Below are 17,020 nucleotides of genomic sequence, written 5' to 3'. Positions count from 1 at the left end.
CCCCGTCTCGCGGGGGTCCCCCGGTGTCCGCTCCCTCAGTGCCGGCGGACCGCTCCCGGCAGGCGCAGGCGGCGGACCAGCGGCCGCATCTCCGTGCCCCGGGCGGGGGCGCCGTCGGCCGGGACGGGGACGGGGCGGGGCGTCCACAGGGCCAGTTCGGCGTCGCGGGGGCCGAGGTCGGTGCGGGTCTCGCCGTCGCCGAAGATCCGCACCGGGTGGGCGGGGTCCCAGGGCCGCCAGCCGGGGTCGCCCTCCGTCGCGAAACGCACCCACGCCCCGTGCATCTCGTCCGCGAGCTCCTGCGGGGCGCCCTCGCCGGCCAGCTTGCAGGACTCCGGGGAGTCGCCGGTGTCGAAGACGAAGCCCAGCTCCAGGGCGTGGCAGGAGCCCAGGTGGGGCAGGTTGGAGGGCCACGCGAACTCGTACACGTACGACGATCCGGGGCGGGCGTCGGCCAGGCGGTGCAGGGGGACGCGCAGCAGGTGGTCGGTGACCATCTGGCCGACGATCTCGGCGGTGCCGGCCTCCGGGTGCAGCGCGCGGTAGCCGCGGGCCACGTCGGCGCCGACGTGGCAGCGGGCCATGGCTCCGGCGAGGGCGACGGCACCCAGCCGGTCGACGCGCTCCAGGAGGCCGCCGGGCACCAGCCACAGCCGGTACTCGTCCCTGGTCCAGCCCATCATCAGCTCGACGCCCGCCGCGGCGCCGCCCTCGGTCAGCGCCTCCAGCGGGTCGCGGGGCACGAGGTCCCCGTCGACGACGATCCCGAAGGCGGGTCCGCCCAGCACGGGCGAGCTGAGCCGGCCCACCTCGCCCTGGGTGCGCAGCAGCAGCTCGCGGTCGACCTCGGCGAAGGCGGCGGCCGTGGCAGGGATCTTCAGCCGGGTCGCCATCCGGCGCACCATGCGCCGCACCTTGTCCCGTTCGCCGGCCTCGGGCGGCCCGCTCTGCAGGATCGCCCGCCGAACCAGGCCCTGGGCCTGCGGGGCGGCGAGCAGCGCGCCGGTGCTGATGGCGCCGGCGGACTGCCCGAACAGGGTGACGCGGTCGGGGTCGCCGCCGAACGCCGCTATGGACGCGTGCACCCACTCCAGAGCGGCGAGCTGGTCGCGCAGGCCCGGGTTGGCGGGGGCGTCCGGGAAGTAGCCGTAGCCCTCGACGCCGAGCCGGTAGTTCACCGAGACCAGGACGATCCCGTCGCGGGCGAAGGCGTGCCCGTCGTACACGGGCACACCGGAGGAGCCGCGGGTGAGGGCGCCGCCGTGCAGGAACACCATGACGGGCAGCCGGGCGCCGGGAGCGGGGTCGGGTGTCCACACGTTGAGGTTGAGGCAGTCGTCGCCGGGCACGGACGGGTCGGAGAGGTACTGCGCGAACGCCTCGGAATAGGGCGGCTTGGGCGCGGTCGGGCCGAACGCGCGGGCGTCGCGCACGCCGTCCCAGGGCTCCGGCGGCTCCGGCGGCCGGAACCGGCGCGGGCCGAAGGGGGGCGCCGCGTAGGGGATGCCCTTGAACACCGCGACACCGTGCTCGTATCTGCCCCGTACCGCGCCGTGGGGCGTGCTCACCACAGGGTCCGTCCGGAGTGCCGTCATACGTCCGTCAGCCTCCTCCACCGCGCTCGTGCACCGTGAAGATCAGAGCACCTCATTGTGGCCGGATATTCCATCGGACGGGGGCCCGAGACGGCCGTTCGGCGTACGACACGGTGTCGGGGCACGGCGTTGGACCGGCCGGGTGGTCGCGGCGCCGCTCGGCACGTGTGCCCTGGTGGCGGCCCTGATCGCTGCTAGCTTCGCGAGCTGTCGCAGGGGCCCCGTAGGGATGCGTCGAGCACAGGGCGGGGCCCGCCCTATGAGCTGAGGCGAGGTAGACGGGTATGAGCGAAGAGCCGGACGAGCCGGCGGTTGGCCCGTTCAAGCGCAGGAGTTTCCTGGCGTCGGCCGCGCTGGCGGCCGGAGCGCCGGCCGCGGTCGCCGGCACCGCGCAGGCCGCGCCCCCGGCGGGTGCGCCGGCCGCCGCGGCCCGGCTCGGGTCGGTGGCCCGGTTGATGGCCGTCCCCGAGGACGCCCGCGGGGTCGCCTGGCTGCGGTCCGCGCTCCAGGTCGCCATCGGCCTGGAACTCGCCACGATCCCGCCCTACCTGTGCGGCTGGTGGTCGGTGAAGGACCAGCGCAGCGAGGTCGCGCGGATGATCCGGCGCATCGTCGGCGACGAGATGTACCACCTGGGCATCGTCTGCAACCTGCTGGTCGCGATCGGCGGCCGGCCGCAGGTCAAGGCCGCCGCGCCCGTCTACCCGGGGCCGCTGCCCGGCGGGGTGCGGGCGGGTGTGAACGTCTATCTGTCGGGGCTCACCAAGCCCTTCGTCCGGGACGTGATGATGGCGATCGAGGCGCCCGAGGAGTCGCTGGTCCGCAGCGCGCAGACGTCCCCGACGGTCGGCGAGTTCTACGAGGGCATGCTGGGCGCCTTCCGGGCGGTGCGGCCGGAGCTGTCGACGCGGGGGCAGGTGAGCCAGCGCATCGGCTCCGACGAGTTGCGTACCGTGCGGACCCTGGACGACGTCGAACACGCCATCGAGGTCATCCGGGAGCAGGGCGAGGGCACGGCGTCCTCGCCGAACGACTCGTTCTCGGACGACAACCCGGCGCACTACTACGCGTTCGGGGAGATCTACCACGGCCGGGAGCTGCGGCGGACCGACGAGGGCTGGCGGTACGTCGGCCCGCCCGTGCCGTTCCCGGTCGCGCGCCCGATGGCGCGGGTCCCGGTGGGCGGCTGGCCCCGCGCGTCGGTGCACATCGGAGGGCTGCTGTTCCGCTTCGACGCCATGTACAGCACGGTGCTGGACTCCCTGGACGACACCTGGGCGGGCGGCGGGCACCGCAGTCTGGGCGCCGGCATCCGCACCATGCGCGGCCTGGAGGGCCCGGCGGTGGAGCTGATGGAGACCCCGCTGCCGGACCGCCGGGGCACCTACGGCCCCCAGTTCCACGCGCTGCCCCGGCCACGCCGCTAGGTCGTGCCCGCGACGTCCCGCCTGCCGTCCGGCACGCACCCTCGCCGCACCGGCCGGGCTCCCGCCTACAACCAGTAAGCGGGAGTCCGGCCGGGACGCCGTCAGCCCGCCGCCCAGCCGATCCCGCCCCGCAGATGCCCGCGGAAGGCGGGGTCGTCGTACAGCTCGGCGGCGTGGCCGAGGGCCGTGTAGAAGACGCGCCCGGCGCCGTGCTCGCGGCACCACGCCAGCGGGTGGTCGTCGCCCATGCCGCCCCCGTCGTACGACGACTCGTCGGCGGAGACCAGCACCCGGACGGCGCCGCGTGGGCTGCGGCGGAAGTCGTACCACTCGTCGGTGAGCGCCCACACGGGCGGCAGGTGCCGGGTGGCGGGGTGGTGGTGGTCCTCGACGACGGCCTTGCCGGGCTGGTACGCGGGGTGCCGGTCGAAGCGGGCGCCGAGCAGGTCGCCGTAGGCGGGCCAGCCGTACTCGGTGCAGGCCGCCGCGTGCACGCCGGCGAAGCCGCCGCCGGAGCCGACGTAGGCGAGGAGCCCGTCGCGTCCGGCAGGGGTGAGCACGTCGCCGCTGGTGGAGAGGAAGACGACGGCCGCGTAGCCGTCGAGGGGGCGTTCGAGGGCCGCCGGGTCCTCGGTGTGGTCCACCTCGAAGCCGCCGAGCGTGCGCAGCGCCTCCACCCCGGCCGGGACGGACGCGTGCCGGTAGTCGGTGGTGCGGGTGAAGACGAGGAGTCGTACGGCCATGCGGTCCAGCGTAGACGGCGGGTCCGCCGGGCCGTCCCGTTGTGAACTCCCGGCCCGCGCGGGGGTGTTCCCTCGGGGCGGGGGCGCTGCGTAGCCTCGGCCGGGATGAATGCCATCCCCCCGTTCCTGGACCATCTCGTCCTGGCGGCCCCCGATCTCGCCGCGGCCGTCGCCGAGTTCACCCGGCGCACGGGGGTGGCGCCCGCCCCCGGCGGTGTGCATGTCGGACGCGGCACCCGCAACCACCTGGTGGCGCTGGGCGACCGCAGCTATCTGGAGATCATCGGCCCGGACCCGGAGCAGTGCGCTCCGGGAGGTCCGAGGCCGTTCGAGGTCGACGGGCTCACCACCGCGCGCACCCTCACCTGGGCGATCGCCCCGCCGGATCTGGACGCGGCGATCGCGGCCGCGCGGGATCAGGGGTACGACCCGGGTCCCGCGACGCCGATGAGCAGGCGCCGGCCCGACGGCACCCTGCTGCGGTGGCGGCTCACCGACGGCGAGGACGCCCATCCGTCCGGTCTGGTGCCCTTCCTCATCGACTGGGGCGACGCACCGCACCCCACGGCCGCGGACCTGCCCCGCACCCCCCTGCTGACGATGTCGGGGAGCGCGCCCGACCCGGACGGGATCCGGCCCCTGGTGCGGTCGCTCGGCACGGAGCTCGCCCTCACGACGGGCCCGGTCGGCCTGTCGTTCACAGTGGACACGCCCAGGGGGCCGGTGACCTTCGGCTGAGCGCGGGCCGCGGCCCCGCCCTCCGTGTCCGTTTCCTTCAAGACCGGGCTCTCCCCCGGTGCCTACGGTGGCCCCATGACTCCACGATTCGATGCCGTCGGACTCGTCGTCTCCGACATGGCCGCCTCCGTCGCCTTCTACCGGCGTCTCGGGTTCCCCTTCCCCGAGGGCGCCGAGGACCAGCCGCACGCCGAGGCCGCGCCACCCGGCGGGGTGCGGCTGCTGCTCGACACCGAGGACACGATCCGGTCCTTCCACCCGGGATGGCGGCCGCCCACCGGGGGCGGCCGCGCGGCGCTGGCCCTGCGGTGCGACGGCCCGGCCGAGGTGGACGCGCTGTACGAGGACCTGATGGCCGCCGGGTACCACGGCGAACTCAAGCCGTGGGACGCCTTCTGGGGGCAGCGCTACGCCGTCGTCCAGGACCCGGACGGCAACGGCGTGGACCTGTTCGCGCCGCTAGCCGGCGAGTAGCGCTCGCAGGGGCACACCCGTCAGGTCCTTGACGTCACGGGCGAGATGGGCCTGGTCGGCGAAGCCGGCTCGGGCCGCGGTCTCCGCGAAGGGCACACCGGCGCGCGCCAGCCGCAGGGCGCGCTGCAGCCGCAGGACGCGGGCCAGGGTCTTGGGGCCGTACCCGAAGGCGGCCAGCGAGAGGCGGTGCAACTGCCGAGCACCGAGCTCCAGTTGACCGGCGACGGCGGCGACGGGCCGGCCGGCGTCGAGAGCGCTGACGAGGTGCCGCAGCAGCGGGTCGGGGGGCTGCGCGGCGGCGGCCAGGGTGAGTGCGGCGTCCTCCAGGGCGGTCCGCGGGTCGGCCGCGGCCCCGACGCGGGCGCCGAGCCGGCGTACCCGGGACGCGGGCCACAGGTCGGCGAGGTCGACCCGCCGGTCGCGCAGTTCGTGCGCGGGGACGCCCAGGAGGGCGGGTGCGGTCCCCGGGAGGAACCGGACGCCGCTCCAGACTCCCGCCGTGCCCCCGGTGACCTGGGCGCGGGTGTCGGGCCCGGCGACCAGCAGCCGTCCCTCGTTCCACAGCAGGTCCATGCAGCCGTCGGGCAGGACCCGCCCGCTGTCGGACGCGTCCGGGGTGTTCGCCCAGACGACGGCCCCCGGCAGCCGGGACGCCCGCTCCTCATACACGGGTGTCCTCCCGGGCCGTGGCCGGGCGCCGCCGGTGCTCCTGCGGGCTCACCCCGTACACCCGTTTGAAGGCGCTGGACAGCGCGAACGGGCTGCCGTAGCCGACACGCCGCGCGATGGCCTCCAGGGTGTCGTCGGTGTCACGCAGCGCGTCCGCCGCGAGCGCCAGCCGCCATCCCGTGAGGTAGGTCATCGGCGCCTCCCCCACCAGGCCGGTGAACCGCCGCGACAGCGCGGCCCGGGACACCCCGGCCTTCGCGGCCAGCGAGGCCACGGTCCACGGGTGGGCGGGGTCGTCCTGGAGGAGCCGCAGCGCCCGTCCGACGACCGGGTCGGCCAGCGCCCGGTACCAGGCCGGGGGTTCGGCCTCGGGGCGGGCGAACCAGGACCGGAGCGCGGCGATGACCAGCAGGTCGAGCAGCCGGTCCAGGACGACCTCCTGGCCTGGCGCGTCCCGGACGACCTCCGTCATCAGGTAGGGGGTGAGCGGGCAGTCCCCCACGTCCGCGGTGAGGGACAGCAGCGGGGGCAGGCAGTTCAGCAACCGCCCGCTGATCTCGCCCTCCCCGAGGTAGGTGCCGATCAGCAGGACGGCCGAGCCGTCGGGCCGGTCGCCCCAGGTGCGCACGCCCAGGTCCATCGAGCCGTTGAGGGACCGTCCGTCGGGGTGACGGCACTCGGCGCCCGGCAGGATCAGGGCCTGCGGAGCGGTGCCCGGGTCGTCGGCGCAGGTGTAGGGGTCCGGGCCGCGGGCGATGGCGAGGTCGCCGGCGCGCAGCCGGACCGGCTCGCCCCGGTCGGGCGTCACCCACGCCTCGCCGCGGACCATGACCATGACGGTGAGCGGGGCGCGGTCCTCGACGCGGACGGACCACGGCGGCTCGAAACACGCGCGGATCATGAAGGCACCGCGTGCGCGGGGGCCGTCGAGCAGACCGGCGAGGGCGTCCATGCCGTCAGGGTAGACGCCCGCGTATGGGAGGGAGCCGTTCCGCGATGGGCGGCCGGACCGTGCGGTCGTTGACTGGGGGCATGACACGGAACGAGGAACACGGGGCCGTGACGGCCGGCGGGAACGGCACGACGGTGGTGGTGACCGGTGCGTCGGGACGCACCGGGAGCCGGGTGGCCCGCGCGGCGGGCGCGGCGGGCTTCGCCGTACGGGCGGCGTCCCGCGCGACGGGCTTCGACTGGGCGGACCCCTCGACGTGGGGGCGGACCCTGCGGGGCGCGGACGCGGCGTATCTGATGTACCCGACCGACATCGGCGACCCGGCGGCTGCCGAGGGCGTCGGCGCGCTGGCCCGGGAGGCGGTGGGGCTCGGGGTGCGGCGGCTGGTGCTGCTGTCGGCCCGTGGTGAGGACCAGGCGCTGCCGGCTGAGGAGGCGCTGAAGGCGTCCGGCGCGGACTGGACGGTCGTGCGGGCCGCGTGGTTCGCGCAGAACTTCAGCGAGGGGCCGCTGGTGGAGGGGATCTCCCACGGGGAGCTGGTGTTCCCCGCCGGTGAGGTGCGCGAGCCGTTCGTCGACGTCCGGGACATCGCGGACGTGGTGACGGCGGTGCTGGCGGACGGTGACCGGTACGCGGGGCGGACGCTGCGGCTGACCGGGCCGCGGCTGCTCGCCTGGCGGGAGGCGGTCGCGGAGATCGCCGCGGCGACGGGACGCCCGGTCGCGTACACCCCGTTCCCGGCCCGGGCCTACGGGGAGGCGCTGACCGGGTTCGGGGTGCCGGCCGAGCAGGCGGAGCTCCTGGTGGAGGTCTTCGAGACCCTGCTGGACGGGCGCAACGCGCACCTCACGGACGATGTGCGCGACGTGCTCGGACGCGCCCCGCGCGACTTCTCCACGTTCGTGCGGGAGGCCGCGGCGGCGGGGGCGTGGACGGTCGGGCCCCCCGTCGCCTAGGAGTCGCCGTTCTTCTTGTGCGGGTGGTGGTGGTGCGGGTTCTTCACATGGGTCCGCAACCGGGACGTGACGTCCTCCGGCGGCAGGAAGCGGGACCAGCGCTCGGGGAACTCGGAAGGCATGTCCGGGTCGTCGGGGTCGTGTTCCAGGCCGGCGGCGGCGCGCGCCACGTACTCGGCGACCTGGGCCTCGCGCGCCCGCTCGTTGGCCTCGCGGGCCGCGGCGGTCGCGGCGGCCGGCCAGACCCGGTCGATCGCGGCGTTGACCGCGGCCCCGACGAGCACGGCGAAGGCGGACACGCCGATCCACAGCAGGACGGCGACGGCCGCGGCGAGGGAGCCGTAGATCGTGGCGCCCTCGATGGTGCTGGTGAGGTAGATGCGCAGCAGGAAGCTGCCGAGCACCCACATGGCGAGGGCGACCAGGGCGCCGGGCACGTCCTCGATCCACGGGGAGCGCACCGGCACGGACACGTGGTACAGCGTCGTCAGGAACGCGATGGACAGGACGGTGACGACGGGCCAGTACAGGATCTGCACCACGGTCTCCGACCAGGGCAGGATCCGTACCACGGCGTCCGGGCCCGCCACCATCAGCGGCAGCGCCACCGAGCCGATCAGCAGGGCGGCGAGGAACAGCAGGAAGGCCACCAGCCGGGTCTTGACGATGCCGCGCACCCCGTCGAGGCCGTACATCACGGTGATCGTGTCTATGAAGACGTTCACCGCGCGCGACCCCGACCACAGGGCGAACAGGAAGCCGACCGAGATCACGTCGGGGCGGCCGCCCTTCATGACGTCGTCCAGGATCGGCTGGGCGATCTGGCGCACGCCCTTGTCGGACAGGACGGTACGGGAGGCCTGCAGGAGGTTGGTCTCCAGGCTGGTGATGGTGTCGGTGCCGGTCCAGTCGTCGACGTAGCCGAGGAGGCCGATGAGGCTGAGCAGCAGCGGGGGGACGGACAGCAGCGTGAAGAAGGCCGCCTCCGCCGCGAGCCCCAGGATGCGGTACTCGATGCACGAGTTGACCGTGTCCTTCAGCAGCAGCCAGGCGGTCCTGCGCTTCGACACGTTCCGGTAGAGGGCACGCGCCCGGTGGAGACGGCCGGAGGGCTGCTCGGGGGATTCACTTGCTGGCTGCACGAACCAAAGGTATCCGCCGCGCGCGGGCGCTCTCATCGGGGCGCCCGCCGCGAGGCGCGGCCGGCCGTGTCAGGCTGGGCGGCACGGCGTTCTGGAGGGATAGGTTCACCGGCATGGCAGGCAGCACTCACAGCGTGACCAACCAGCCCCCGCCCCTGACCGGGTACGACGTGTACACCGCCGACCGGGCCCTGGTCTCGGCCGTCGAACGGCATCTGCCGCCGGAGCTGCGGGACGAGGCCGCCGGTGAGCTCTCGGCCCTGGGGCGGACGTGCGGGTCGGCGCAGGTGCAGGAGTGGGGGGTGCTGGCGAACGACAACCCTCCGCGGCTGCGGACCCACGACCGCTACGGCCATCGCGTGGACGAGGTCGACTTCCATCCGTCCTGGCACCGGCTGCTCGGCAAGGGCGTCTCGGCGGGTCTGACGGCGGCCTGGACGCGGCCCGGCGGCCATGTGCGGCGGGCGGCCGCGTTCGTCCTGTGGACGCAGGTGGAGGCGGGCAACACCTGTCCGCTGTCCATGACCCACGCGGCGGTCCCGGCCCTGCGCACCGATCCCGGTCAGGCCGCCGAGTGGGAGCCGCGGCTGACGTCCGTCGTCTACGACCGCGAGCTGCGGCCCGCGGCGCGGAAGGCGGGCGTGCTGTTCGGGATGGGCATGACGGAGAAGCAGGGCGGCAGCGACGTCCGCGCCACCACGACGCGAGCGGACCCGCTCGCCGAGTCCGGCACCTACGCGCTGACCGGGCACAAGTGGTTCTGCTCGGCGCCGATGTCGGACGCGTTCCTGGTGCTCGCGCAGGCGCCCGGGGGGCTGACCTGCTTCCTGGTGCCGCGGGTGCTGGAGGACGGCAGCCGCAACGTGTTCCTCATCCAGCGGCTCAAGAACAAGCTGGGCAACCGGTCCAACGCGTCCGCGGAGGTCGAGTTCGACGGGACGTGGGCGCGCCGGGTCGGTGAGGAGGGGCGCGGGGTGCGCACCATCATCGGGATGGTCGCGGCGACCCGCCTGGACTGTGTGCTCGGCTCGGCCGGGCTGATGCGGCAGGCGGTGGCGCAGGCGATCCACCACTGCGCCCACCGCGAGGTGTTCGGGGCGAAGCTGGTCGACCAGCCGCTCATGCGCAACGTCCTGGCGGACCTGGCCGTCGAGTCGGAGGCGGCGACCACCGTCGCCCTGCGGCTGGCGGCCTGCTACGACGACGGGGGCGAGCAGGAGCGGGCGCTGCTGCGGATCGCCGTGCCGGCCGCCAAGTACTGGGTGACCAAGCGGTGCGCGCCGGTGGCCGTGGAGGCCGCGGAGTGCCTGGGCGGCAACGGGTACGTCGAGGAGTCGCAGCTGCCTCGGCTGGTCCGCGAGTCGCCGCTGAACTCGATCTGGGAGGGCGCGGGCAACGTCCAGGCGCTGGACGTCCTGCGGGTGCTGCGGCGGGAGCCGGCGGCGCTGGACGCGTATCTGCGGGAGGTCGGCCTGGCCCGGGGCGCCGATCACCGGCTGGATACGGCCATCAGGGGGCTGTTGACGGAACTGGCCGATCTCGAGGGTGCCGAGGCGCGTGCCCGGCGCGTGACCGAGCGGCTCGCGCTGGTGCTCCAGGGGTCGCTGCTGGTGCGTTTCGCGCCATCGGACGTCGCCGACGCGTTCTGCGCGTCGCGGCTCGGCGGCGACGCGGGCGCGGCGTTCGGGACGCTGCCGCACGGCCTGGCCCGTGCCGCGCTCGTGGAGCGGGCCCGGCCACTCTCCTGACCTGCGCGGACGCGAGGCGGGGGTGGTGCTGCGCCGACACGGCACCACCCCCGCTGCCGACCCATTCGAGACGGCTGACGCCGCTCGGGACGGCGTCGGTACAGTCTCGATCAGGCCAGAGCCGTCCGCCAGGGTTGCAGGGGGTTGCAACTTGTTGGCGTCTGTGTGCGGACCGTGTCCTTCCGTATGCGCCGGACCGGCACTAGGAGACGCACACTATGAGACGCACAGTCAGGTTGAGACCTCTTCTGCCGGCAGGACCCTTGGCGCTCTCGCCGACGGACGTGACGCAGCTGGCCGCCGTGGACTCGGCACGGGCCGCGCGCGTGCTCAGCGACGTCCGCTCCGCCACGCTCTCCGGGCGGCGCGCGCCCGTCGCGCCGCGCCCGGTGATCGAGCAGTCCTGGGAACGCATGCTGCGCAGCGGCGTGGACCCGGAGCACGACGTCCGCGCGGGTCTGCTGTCCCGGGAGGAGGTGCAGCGGCGCCGGGAGGAGACCGCGCTGCGGCATGTGCTGCCGGTGCTGCGCGAGAGCCTGCTGTCGGTCGCGGACGTCGCCCACCACATCATGGTCGTCGCCGACGAGGAGGGCCGGGTGCTGTGGCGGGAGGGCAGCCCCTCGGTGCTGCGCAAGGCCGACGGCCTCGGCTTCGAAGTCGGCGCGGACTGGCGGGAGAGCGTCGTCGGCACGAACGGCGTGGGCACCCCGGCGGTGGTGCGCCGGCCGGTGCAGGTCTTCGCCGCCGAGCACTTCCGGCGTTCGCTGGCCTCCTGGACGTGCTCGGGCGCGCCGATCACGGACCCGCGGGACGGCCGGCTGATCGGTGTGGTGGACGTCAGCGGGCCGCTGGAGACGATGCATCCGGCGACGCTCCCCTGGGTCGGCTCGGTGGCCAAGCTGGCCGAGGCCCGGCTGCGGGAGTTGCACACGGCGTCGCTGGAGCGGTTACGGGCGGTGGCGGCGCCGGCGCTGGCCCGGCTGACCGGGCGGGCCGTCGTCGTGGACCGGGACGGCTGGACCGCGGTGGTGACCGGGATGCCGTACACGCACCGGATCGCGCTGCCCAAGTCGGCGGTGCCGGGGCGCAGATGGCTGCCGCCGCTCGGGCTGTGCACGATGGAGCCGCTGGCCGGGGGCTGGCTGCTGCGGGCCTGCGACGGTCCCGGGACGCCCGGGGCGACCCGGATCACGCTGGATCTGGGCGAGCCGCGCCGGTGGTCGGTGACGGTGTCCGGCGGTGCCGGGACGTGGAGTCACGAACTGAGTCCCCGGCACGCCGAGTTACTGTGCCTGCTGGCGATGGACCGGGAGGGGCGCAGCGCGGCGGGCCTGGCGGAGGACATGTTCGGGGACGCGCGGCGCACGGTGACGGTGCGTGCCGAGATGTCGCGGGTGCGCCGCTACCTCGGGGCGCATCTGGAGCACCGGCCGTACCGGTTCCGGGAGGACGCCGAGGTGGAGATGCTGCTGCCGCGGGACGCGGGCGCCCTGCTGCCGCACTCGACGGCGCCCGGGATCGTCCGCGCGCGGGGAGCGGGGTCCCGGCCGGGATGACCCGGTCCACAACCTTCTGGCGCATATTTGCAGGGTCTTCGTCCGCGAGAGTGCCTTTCTGCCGTAGCATCCCTGATACGGGCCGCCCCACCTGCTCCTTCGGTCAACGCTCGGACCCATGGGCGCAGTTGGCTCGCCTCGGGAGGTTTGATGAAGCACCGCGGCAGACACCGTCGACGCAAACAGGGCCGTGCGCTGCGCGCGTTCCTCGCGGGAACCGCCCTGGCGCTCACCGCCGCCGCCACGATGATCAGTGCCTCGCAGGCCACGGTGGGTGACGATCCCGGGGCCTTGAAGCCGCTCTCGGGGGCCGCCGGGACGGACGCGCTGCGGCTGCGCGAGCAGTTGGTCCCCGAGGCGACGCTCGACAGGCTGTCCTCCGCGATGGGGAAGCCGGTCGGGGTGGGCGCCGTCCTGGAGGGCGCCGAGCACACGCTGCGTGCCGCGGACGACTGCACGGCCGGGGAGCGCACCGGGCTGCCGGTGGCCCCGGCGGCCACCCGCGCGTACTGCTGGGACGCCGGGGACACCCGGTCCTGGCGGGCGGGAGCGGTGACCACCTCGGGCGACGCCGACGACGACGGCTGGTGGAACGACCACCGGGTGATCCTGTCCGGCTGGAGCCAGGGCGCCGGCCGGCCGGCCCGGGTGTCGTTCGTGGACGCCACCGACATGGACCAGCTGCTGTACACCTCGGTGCTGCTCGTCGTCCCGGTGGACGGCGGACGGGACTACCGCCCGATGACGTCCCGTCTGTCGGGCATGGTCTGGTACCAGGACAAGCTGCTGGTCACCGCGGGCGACGGGCTGTACGTGTACGACCTGGACCGCGTCCAGCGCACCACGGTCGACAGTGCCGCCGTGGGCCGGGTGGGCGCGGGCTGGTCGGCGCACGGCCTCGGTTTCGTGCTGCCGGCCGTCGGCTCGTACCGGCTGACCGGCCGGGACGCGCCCCGGCTGGGGGCGGTGTCGCTGGACCGCAGCACGGCGCCGGACAGCCTGGTCGCGAGCGAGCGGACCGCGGCGGACGGCGACGGGCACGCCCGGCTGTGGCGGTACGCGTTCAGCAAGGACCCGGCCCGCACCGGTCTGCTGGCCACGGACGGCACCGGAGTGGTCCGCGCCGTCGAGGCGTACGAGACGGAGGCGTCCGGCGTCGAAGGCGTGCTGTCGCGCCGGGCACCGGGGACGGACCGGGCCGGCTGGTACGTGGGGCGCGCTCCGGCCCGTACGGACCGGCACGGCAGCCTGTGGCGCCAGGACACCGACGGCGCCGAGGCGACGCGGTGCGGCACGGAGGGCGCCCCGAGGTGCTGGGGCGTGGGAGCCGGTTCCCTGTCGTACTGGGAGGCGACCGGCGAGGTGTGGTCGCAGTCGGGGCGGACGCTGTTCGCGGTGCCGCTGCGGTCGATCGACGCCGCCCTGGACTGAGGGGCGGGCCCCGGCCGGGGTGGCCGGGGCAGGGGGCCGATCGACAGATCCGCCGTCGGGATGATTGCCTGACGGCATGCCCGACATCGCCGTGACCACCTGGTCCCTGGAACAGACCTCCCCCGCCGATCTCCTCCCGGCCGCCGCGCCGGACGGGGACGTGCGGGTCGTCCGCGCCGAGGTCCCCTCGCCCGAGTTCAGCCGTTTCCTGTACGCGTCCGTCGGCGGTGACATCCGCTGGGTGGACCGGCTCGGCTGGAGCTTCGCGCGGTGGCAGGAGCAGCTGGCGCGTCCGGGTGTCGAGACCTGGGTGGCGTACGACCGCGGGACGCCGGCGGGCTATGTGGAGCTCGAGGCGCAGGACGGCGGGGTCGTGGAGCTCGTCTACTTCGGCCTGATCCCGGCCTTCCGCGGACGGCGGATCGGCGGCCACCTGCTGGCGTACGGCACCGCCCGCGCCTGGGACCTGGCCGAGCGCTGGCCGGAGCTGCCGCCGACCAAGCGGGTGTGGCTGCACACGTGCAGCAAGGACGGGGAGCACGCGATGGCGAACTACCAGCGCCGGGGCTTCACGCTGTTCGACACGAAGGTCGAGGAGGAGGCCGAGGTGGCGACGCCCGGCCCGTGGCCCGGGGCGTACCCTGGCTGACCTGGCCGGAAACGACCCGATCGGGTCATGTGACCGACGACACCCTTGTCTCACTCTACGGGACAAGGGTGTCCGCATCTCGGACGAAGCTGGACTGGTCTCAGATCGTCGTGACACGCTTCTGTCATGCCTGGAACTGGAATTGCCTTGGTGAGTCGGCGGCACGTCGACCTGGGCCGCGTGTCCAGCGCCATCTGTCCGGTGCGCTGACCGCCCTGCGGCGCCCGACTCCGCTCTCCGTTCCCGCTTCCGTCCCGCGCGATGCCGCGCACCTCTGCCCGTGCGCCCGTATGCGCAGGTCGAGCCGCATTCCCGCCTGTCCCGAAGGACGTATCAACCATGGCCGCCACCCCGCAGAAGCCTGCTGCCGCGACTCCGCGCCGCAAGGTGAGCCGTCACCGCGGTGAGGGTCAGTGGGCCGTGGGCCACCACACCCCGCTGAACGGCAACGAGCAGTTCAAGAAGGACGACGACGGTCTCAATGTGCGGACACGCATTGAGACGATCTACTCCAAGCGCGGCTTCGACTCCATCGACCCCAACGACCTGCGCGGACGCATGCGCTGGTGGGGTCTGTACACCCAGCGCAAGCCCGGGATCGACGGCGGCAAGACGGCCGTCCTGGAGCCGGAGGAGCTGGACGACTCCTACTTCATGCTGCGCGTCCGCATCGACGGCGGTGCGCTCACCACCCAGCAGCTGCGGGTGATCGGCGAGATCTCGCAGGAGTACGCGCGCGGGACCGCGGACATCACCGACCGGCAGAACATCCAGTACCACTGGATCCGGATCGAGGACGTCCCCGCGATCTGGGAGCGGCTGGAGGGCGTGGGGCTGTCCACGATCACCGCCTGCGGCGACACCCCGCGCGTGATGATCGGCTCGCCGGTCGCCGGGATCGCCGAGGACGAGATCATCGACGCCACCCCCGCGCTGGAGGAGATGAAGCGCCGCGTCCTGAACAACAAGGCGTACTCGAACCTGCCCCGCAAGTTCAAGACGGCCATCTCGGGATCCCCGGTGCTGGACGTGGTGCACGAGATCAACGACGTCGCGTTCGTCGGCGTACGGCACCCCGAGCACGGTCCCGGCTTCGACGTCTGGGTCGGCGGCGGCCTGTCCACCAACCCCAAGCTGGGTGTCCGCCTCGGCGCCTGGGTGCCGATCGACGAGGTGCCGGACGTCTACGAGGGCGTCATCTCGATCTTCCGCGACTACGGCTACCGCCGGCTGCGCAACCGGGCCCGGCTGAAGTTCCTCGTCGCCGACTGGGGCGCGGAGAAGTTCCGCCAGGTGCTGGAGGACGAGTACCTGGGCGGGCGCAAGCTGATCGACGGGCCCGCGCCCGAGCAGCCCGTCCAGCAGTGGCGCGACCACATCGGCGTGCACCGGCAGCAGGACGGCCGCTTCTACGTCGGCTTCGCCCCGCGCGTGGGACGCGTCGACGGCGGCACGCTCACGAAGATCGCCGACCTGGCCGAGGCCCATGGCTCGGGCCGGGTGCGCACCACCGTCGAGCAGAAGATGATCGTGCTCGACGTCGAGCAGGACCGGGTCGACTCGCTGGTCGAGGGCCTGGAGGCGCTGGACCTGACCGCGCGGCCGTCCACCTTCCGGCGCGGCACCATGGCCTGCACCGGCATCGAGTTCTGCAAGCTCGCGATCGTCGAGACCAAGCAGCGCGGCTCCCAGCTGATCGACGAACTGGAGCGCCGCCTGCCCGACTTCGCCGAGCCGCTGACCATCAACCTCAACGGCTGCCCGAACGCCTGCGCCCGTATCCAGGTGGCGGACATCGGTCTCAAGGGGCAGCTGGTCCTGAACGACCGGGGCGAGCAGGTCGAGGGCTACCAGGTGCACCTCGGCGGCGCGCTCGGCCTGGAGGCCGGGTTCGGCCGCAAGGTCCGCGGCCTGAAGGTCACCTCCGAGGAACTGCCCGACTACATCGAGCGGGTCCTCAAGCGGTTCCAGGCGGAGCGTGAGGAGGGCGAGCGGTTCGCGACCTGGGCCGCGCGCGCTTCGCAGGAGGCCCTGTCATGAGCGAGCGGGCCGCGCCCTTCTACTGCCCCTACTGCGGCGACGAGGACCTGCGCCCGAGCGAGGAGGGCCACGGCGCCTGGGAGTGCGCCGCGTGCAACCGCGCCTTCCGGCTGAAGTTCCTCGGGCTGCTCGCACGGGGCCTTCGGCACGACGACACCGGGGGAGACGAGATATGACGGCGACTCGGCACGAGCACACGACGGACGAGCTGCGGGCGCTCGCCGAGCAGGCGGGCCGCGACCTGGAGGACGCCTCCGCGCTGGAGATCCTCCAGTGGGCGGCCGGGACCTTCGGCGAGCGGTTCTGCGTAACCTCCTCGATGGAGGACGCGGTCGTCGCCCACCTCGCCTCCCGTGCGATGCCCGGCGTCGACGTGGTGTTCCTCGACACCGGCTACCACTTCGAGGAGACCATCGGCACCCGTGACGCCGTCGAGGCCGTGATGGACGTCAACGTCATCACCCTCACCCCCCGGCAGACGGTCGCCGAGCAGGACGCCGAGTACGGCCCGAAGCTGCACGACCGCGACCCCGATCTGTGCTGCGCTCTGCGCAAGGTCGAGCCGCTGGAGCGGGGCCTCACGGACTACGTGGCCTGGGCGACCGGGCTGCGCCGCGACGAGTCCCCGACCCGGGCGAACACCCCGGTGGTCGGCTGGGACGAGAAGCGGCGCAAGGTGAAGGTCTCCCCCATTGCCCGCTGGACCCAGGACGACGTGGACGCCTACGTCGCCGAACACGGCGTGCTGACCAATCCGCTGCTGACGGACGGCTACGCCTCCGTGGGCTGCGCCCCGTGCACCCGCCGGGTCCTCGCGGGCGAGGACGCGCGCGCCGGCCGCTGGGCGGGCCGCTCCAAGACCGAGTGCGGACTGCACGGATGACGACCCCCCAGACCCAG

17 protein-coding genes are annotated in these 17,020 nt (G+C 74.0%); 12 read left to right on the top strand and 5 right to left on the bottom strand.

Annotation, left to right across the window (positions count from 1 at the left end):
• Positions 1-35 precede the first annotated feature (35 nt).
• Entirely contained in the window at positions 36-1,595 is a 1,560-nt protein-coding gene (locus tag ACFRAC_RS06160; RefSeq protein WP_382921464.1) for a carboxylesterase/lipase family protein, read from the bottom strand.
• Between the two features lie 284 nt (positions 1,596-1,879).
• On the opposite strand from ACFRAC_RS06160, the gene ACFRAC_RS06155 reads away from it, so the two are divergent.
• Positions 1,880-3,022, top strand: coding sequence for a ferritin-like protein (locus tag ACFRAC_RS06155; protein ID WP_382921461.1), 1,143 nt, complete (start codon positions 1,880-1,882; stop codon positions 3,020-3,022).
• Between the two features lie 101 nt (positions 3,023-3,123).
• On the opposite strand, the gene ACFRAC_RS06150 is transcribed toward ACFRAC_RS06155, so the two are convergent.
• Positions 3,124-3,765, bottom strand: a complete 642-nt coding sequence (locus ACFRAC_RS06150) for a ThuA domain-containing protein (protein WP_382921458.1) — start codon at positions 3,763-3,765, stop codon at positions 3,124-3,126.
• Between the two features lie 105 nt (positions 3,766-3,870).
• On the opposite strand from ACFRAC_RS06150, the gene ACFRAC_RS06145 reads away from it, so the two are divergent.
• Both ACFRAC_RS06145 and ACFRAC_RS06140 read left to right on the top strand, forming a co-directional pair.
• Positions 3,871-4,503 carry a VOC family protein gene (locus tag ACFRAC_RS06145; RefSeq protein ID WP_382921455.1) on the top strand — a complete coding sequence of 211 codons (633 nt, stop codon included), beginning with the start codon at positions 3,871-3,873 and terminating at the stop codon, positions 4,501-4,503.
• Positions 4,504-4,578: 75 nt separating this feature from the next.
• Complete coding sequence (locus ACFRAC_RS06140; RefSeq protein ID WP_382921452.1) at positions 4,579-4,977, top strand: VOC family protein; 399 nt, start codon at positions 4,579-4,581, stop codon at positions 4,975-4,977.
• Here the strand turns inward: ACFRAC_RS06140 and ACFRAC_RS06135 are convergent.
• Together ACFRAC_RS06135 and ACFRAC_RS06130 are read right to left on the bottom strand one after the other, a co-directional pair.
• On the bottom strand, positions 4,963-5,646 hold the full coding sequence (locus ACFRAC_RS06135) for a helix-turn-helix domain-containing protein (RefSeq protein WP_382921449.1): 684 nt from the start codon (positions 5,644-5,646) through the stop codon (positions 4,963-4,965). The two genes, ACFRAC_RS06140 and ACFRAC_RS06135, sit on opposite strands and share 15 nt — an antisense overlap.
• Entirely contained in the window at positions 5,639-6,598 is a 960-nt protein-coding gene (locus tag ACFRAC_RS06130) for a cupin domain-containing protein (protein ID WP_382921446.1), read from the bottom strand. Before ACFRAC_RS06130 ends, ACFRAC_RS06135 begins: the two co-directional genes overlap by 8 nt.
• Positions 6,599-6,678: 80 nt before the next feature.
• On the opposite strand from ACFRAC_RS06130, the gene ACFRAC_RS06125 reads away from it, so the two are divergent.
• The gene (locus ACFRAC_RS06125; protein WP_382921443.1) at positions 6,679-7,554 is read left to right on the top strand and encodes an NmrA family transcriptional regulator; all 876 of its coding nucleotides are present in this window, start codon (positions 6,679-6,681) and stop codon (positions 7,552-7,554) included.
• Here the strand turns inward: ACFRAC_RS06125 and ACFRAC_RS06120 are convergent.
• Positions 7,551-8,696 (bottom strand): YihY/virulence factor BrkB family protein, encoded by a 1,146-nt coding sequence (locus tag ACFRAC_RS06120; RefSeq protein WP_382921441.1) that lies wholly within the window; start codon positions 8,694-8,696, stop codon positions 7,551-7,553. The genes ACFRAC_RS06125 and ACFRAC_RS06120 overlap by 4 nt on opposite strands.
• Before the next feature lie 113 nt (positions 8,697-8,809).
• On the opposite strand from ACFRAC_RS06120, the gene ACFRAC_RS06115 reads away from it, so the two are divergent.
• The 8 genes from ACFRAC_RS06115 to ACFRAC_RS06080 all read left to right on the top strand — a co-directional run bounded on the left by ACFRAC_RS06115 (position 8,810) and on the right by ACFRAC_RS06080 (position 17,003).
• Complete coding sequence (locus ACFRAC_RS06115) at positions 8,810-10,444, top strand: acyl-CoA dehydrogenase family protein (RefSeq protein WP_382921438.1); 1,635 nt, start codon at positions 8,810-8,812, stop codon at positions 10,442-10,444.
• A gap of 263 nt (positions 10,445-10,707) precedes the next feature.
• On the top strand, positions 10,708-12,000 hold the full coding sequence (locus tag ACFRAC_RS06110) for a GAF domain-containing protein (RefSeq protein WP_382921435.1): 1,293 nt from the start codon (positions 10,708-10,710) through the stop codon (positions 11,998-12,000).
• A 150-nt stretch (positions 12,001-12,150) separates the two neighbouring features.
• On the top strand, positions 12,151-13,431 hold the full coding sequence (locus ACFRAC_RS06105; protein ID WP_382921432.1) for a hypothetical protein: 1,281 nt from the start codon (positions 12,151-12,153) through the stop codon (positions 13,429-13,431).
• A gap of 76 nt (positions 13,432-13,507) precedes the next feature.
• A complete protein-coding gene (locus ACFRAC_RS06100; protein ID WP_382921429.1) occupies positions 13,508-14,080 on the top strand; it encodes a GNAT family N-acetyltransferase in 573 nt (190 codons plus the stop codon).
• A gap of 126 nt (positions 14,081-14,206) precedes the next feature.
• Entirely contained in the window at positions 14,207-14,290 is an 84-nt protein-coding gene (locus tag ACFRAC_RS06095) for a putative leader peptide (RefSeq protein WP_382922110.1), read from the top strand.
• A gap of 129 nt (positions 14,291-14,419) precedes the next feature.
• The gene (locus ACFRAC_RS06090; protein ID WP_382921425.1) at positions 14,420-16,120 is read left to right on the top strand and encodes a nitrite/sulfite reductase; all 1,701 of its coding nucleotides are present in this window, start codon (positions 14,420-14,422) and stop codon (positions 16,118-16,120) included.
• Positions 16,117-16,296, top strand: coding sequence for a hypothetical protein (locus tag ACFRAC_RS06085; protein ID WP_055624009.1), 180 nt, complete (start codon positions 16,117-16,119; stop codon positions 16,294-16,296). The genes ACFRAC_RS06090 and ACFRAC_RS06085 overlap by 4 nt, the downstream gene beginning before the upstream one ends.
• Positions 16,293-17,003 (top strand): phosphoadenylyl-sulfate reductase, encoded by a 711-nt coding sequence (locus tag ACFRAC_RS06080; RefSeq protein ID WP_382921421.1) that lies wholly within the window; start codon positions 16,293-16,295, stop codon positions 17,001-17,003. Before ACFRAC_RS06085 ends, ACFRAC_RS06080 begins: the two co-directional genes overlap by 4 nt.
• The last annotated feature ends 17 nt before the right edge of the window (positions 17,004-17,020 follow it).

It is taken from the genome of Streptomyces sp. NPDC056628 (assembly GCF_042792555.1).
Taxonomy (GTDB): Bacteria; Actinomycetota; Actinomycetes; order Streptomycetales; family Streptomycetaceae; genus Streptomyces.
Note: the sequence above shows the minus strand (reverse complement) of the source record. Positions and strands in the feature narration are given on the sequence as shown.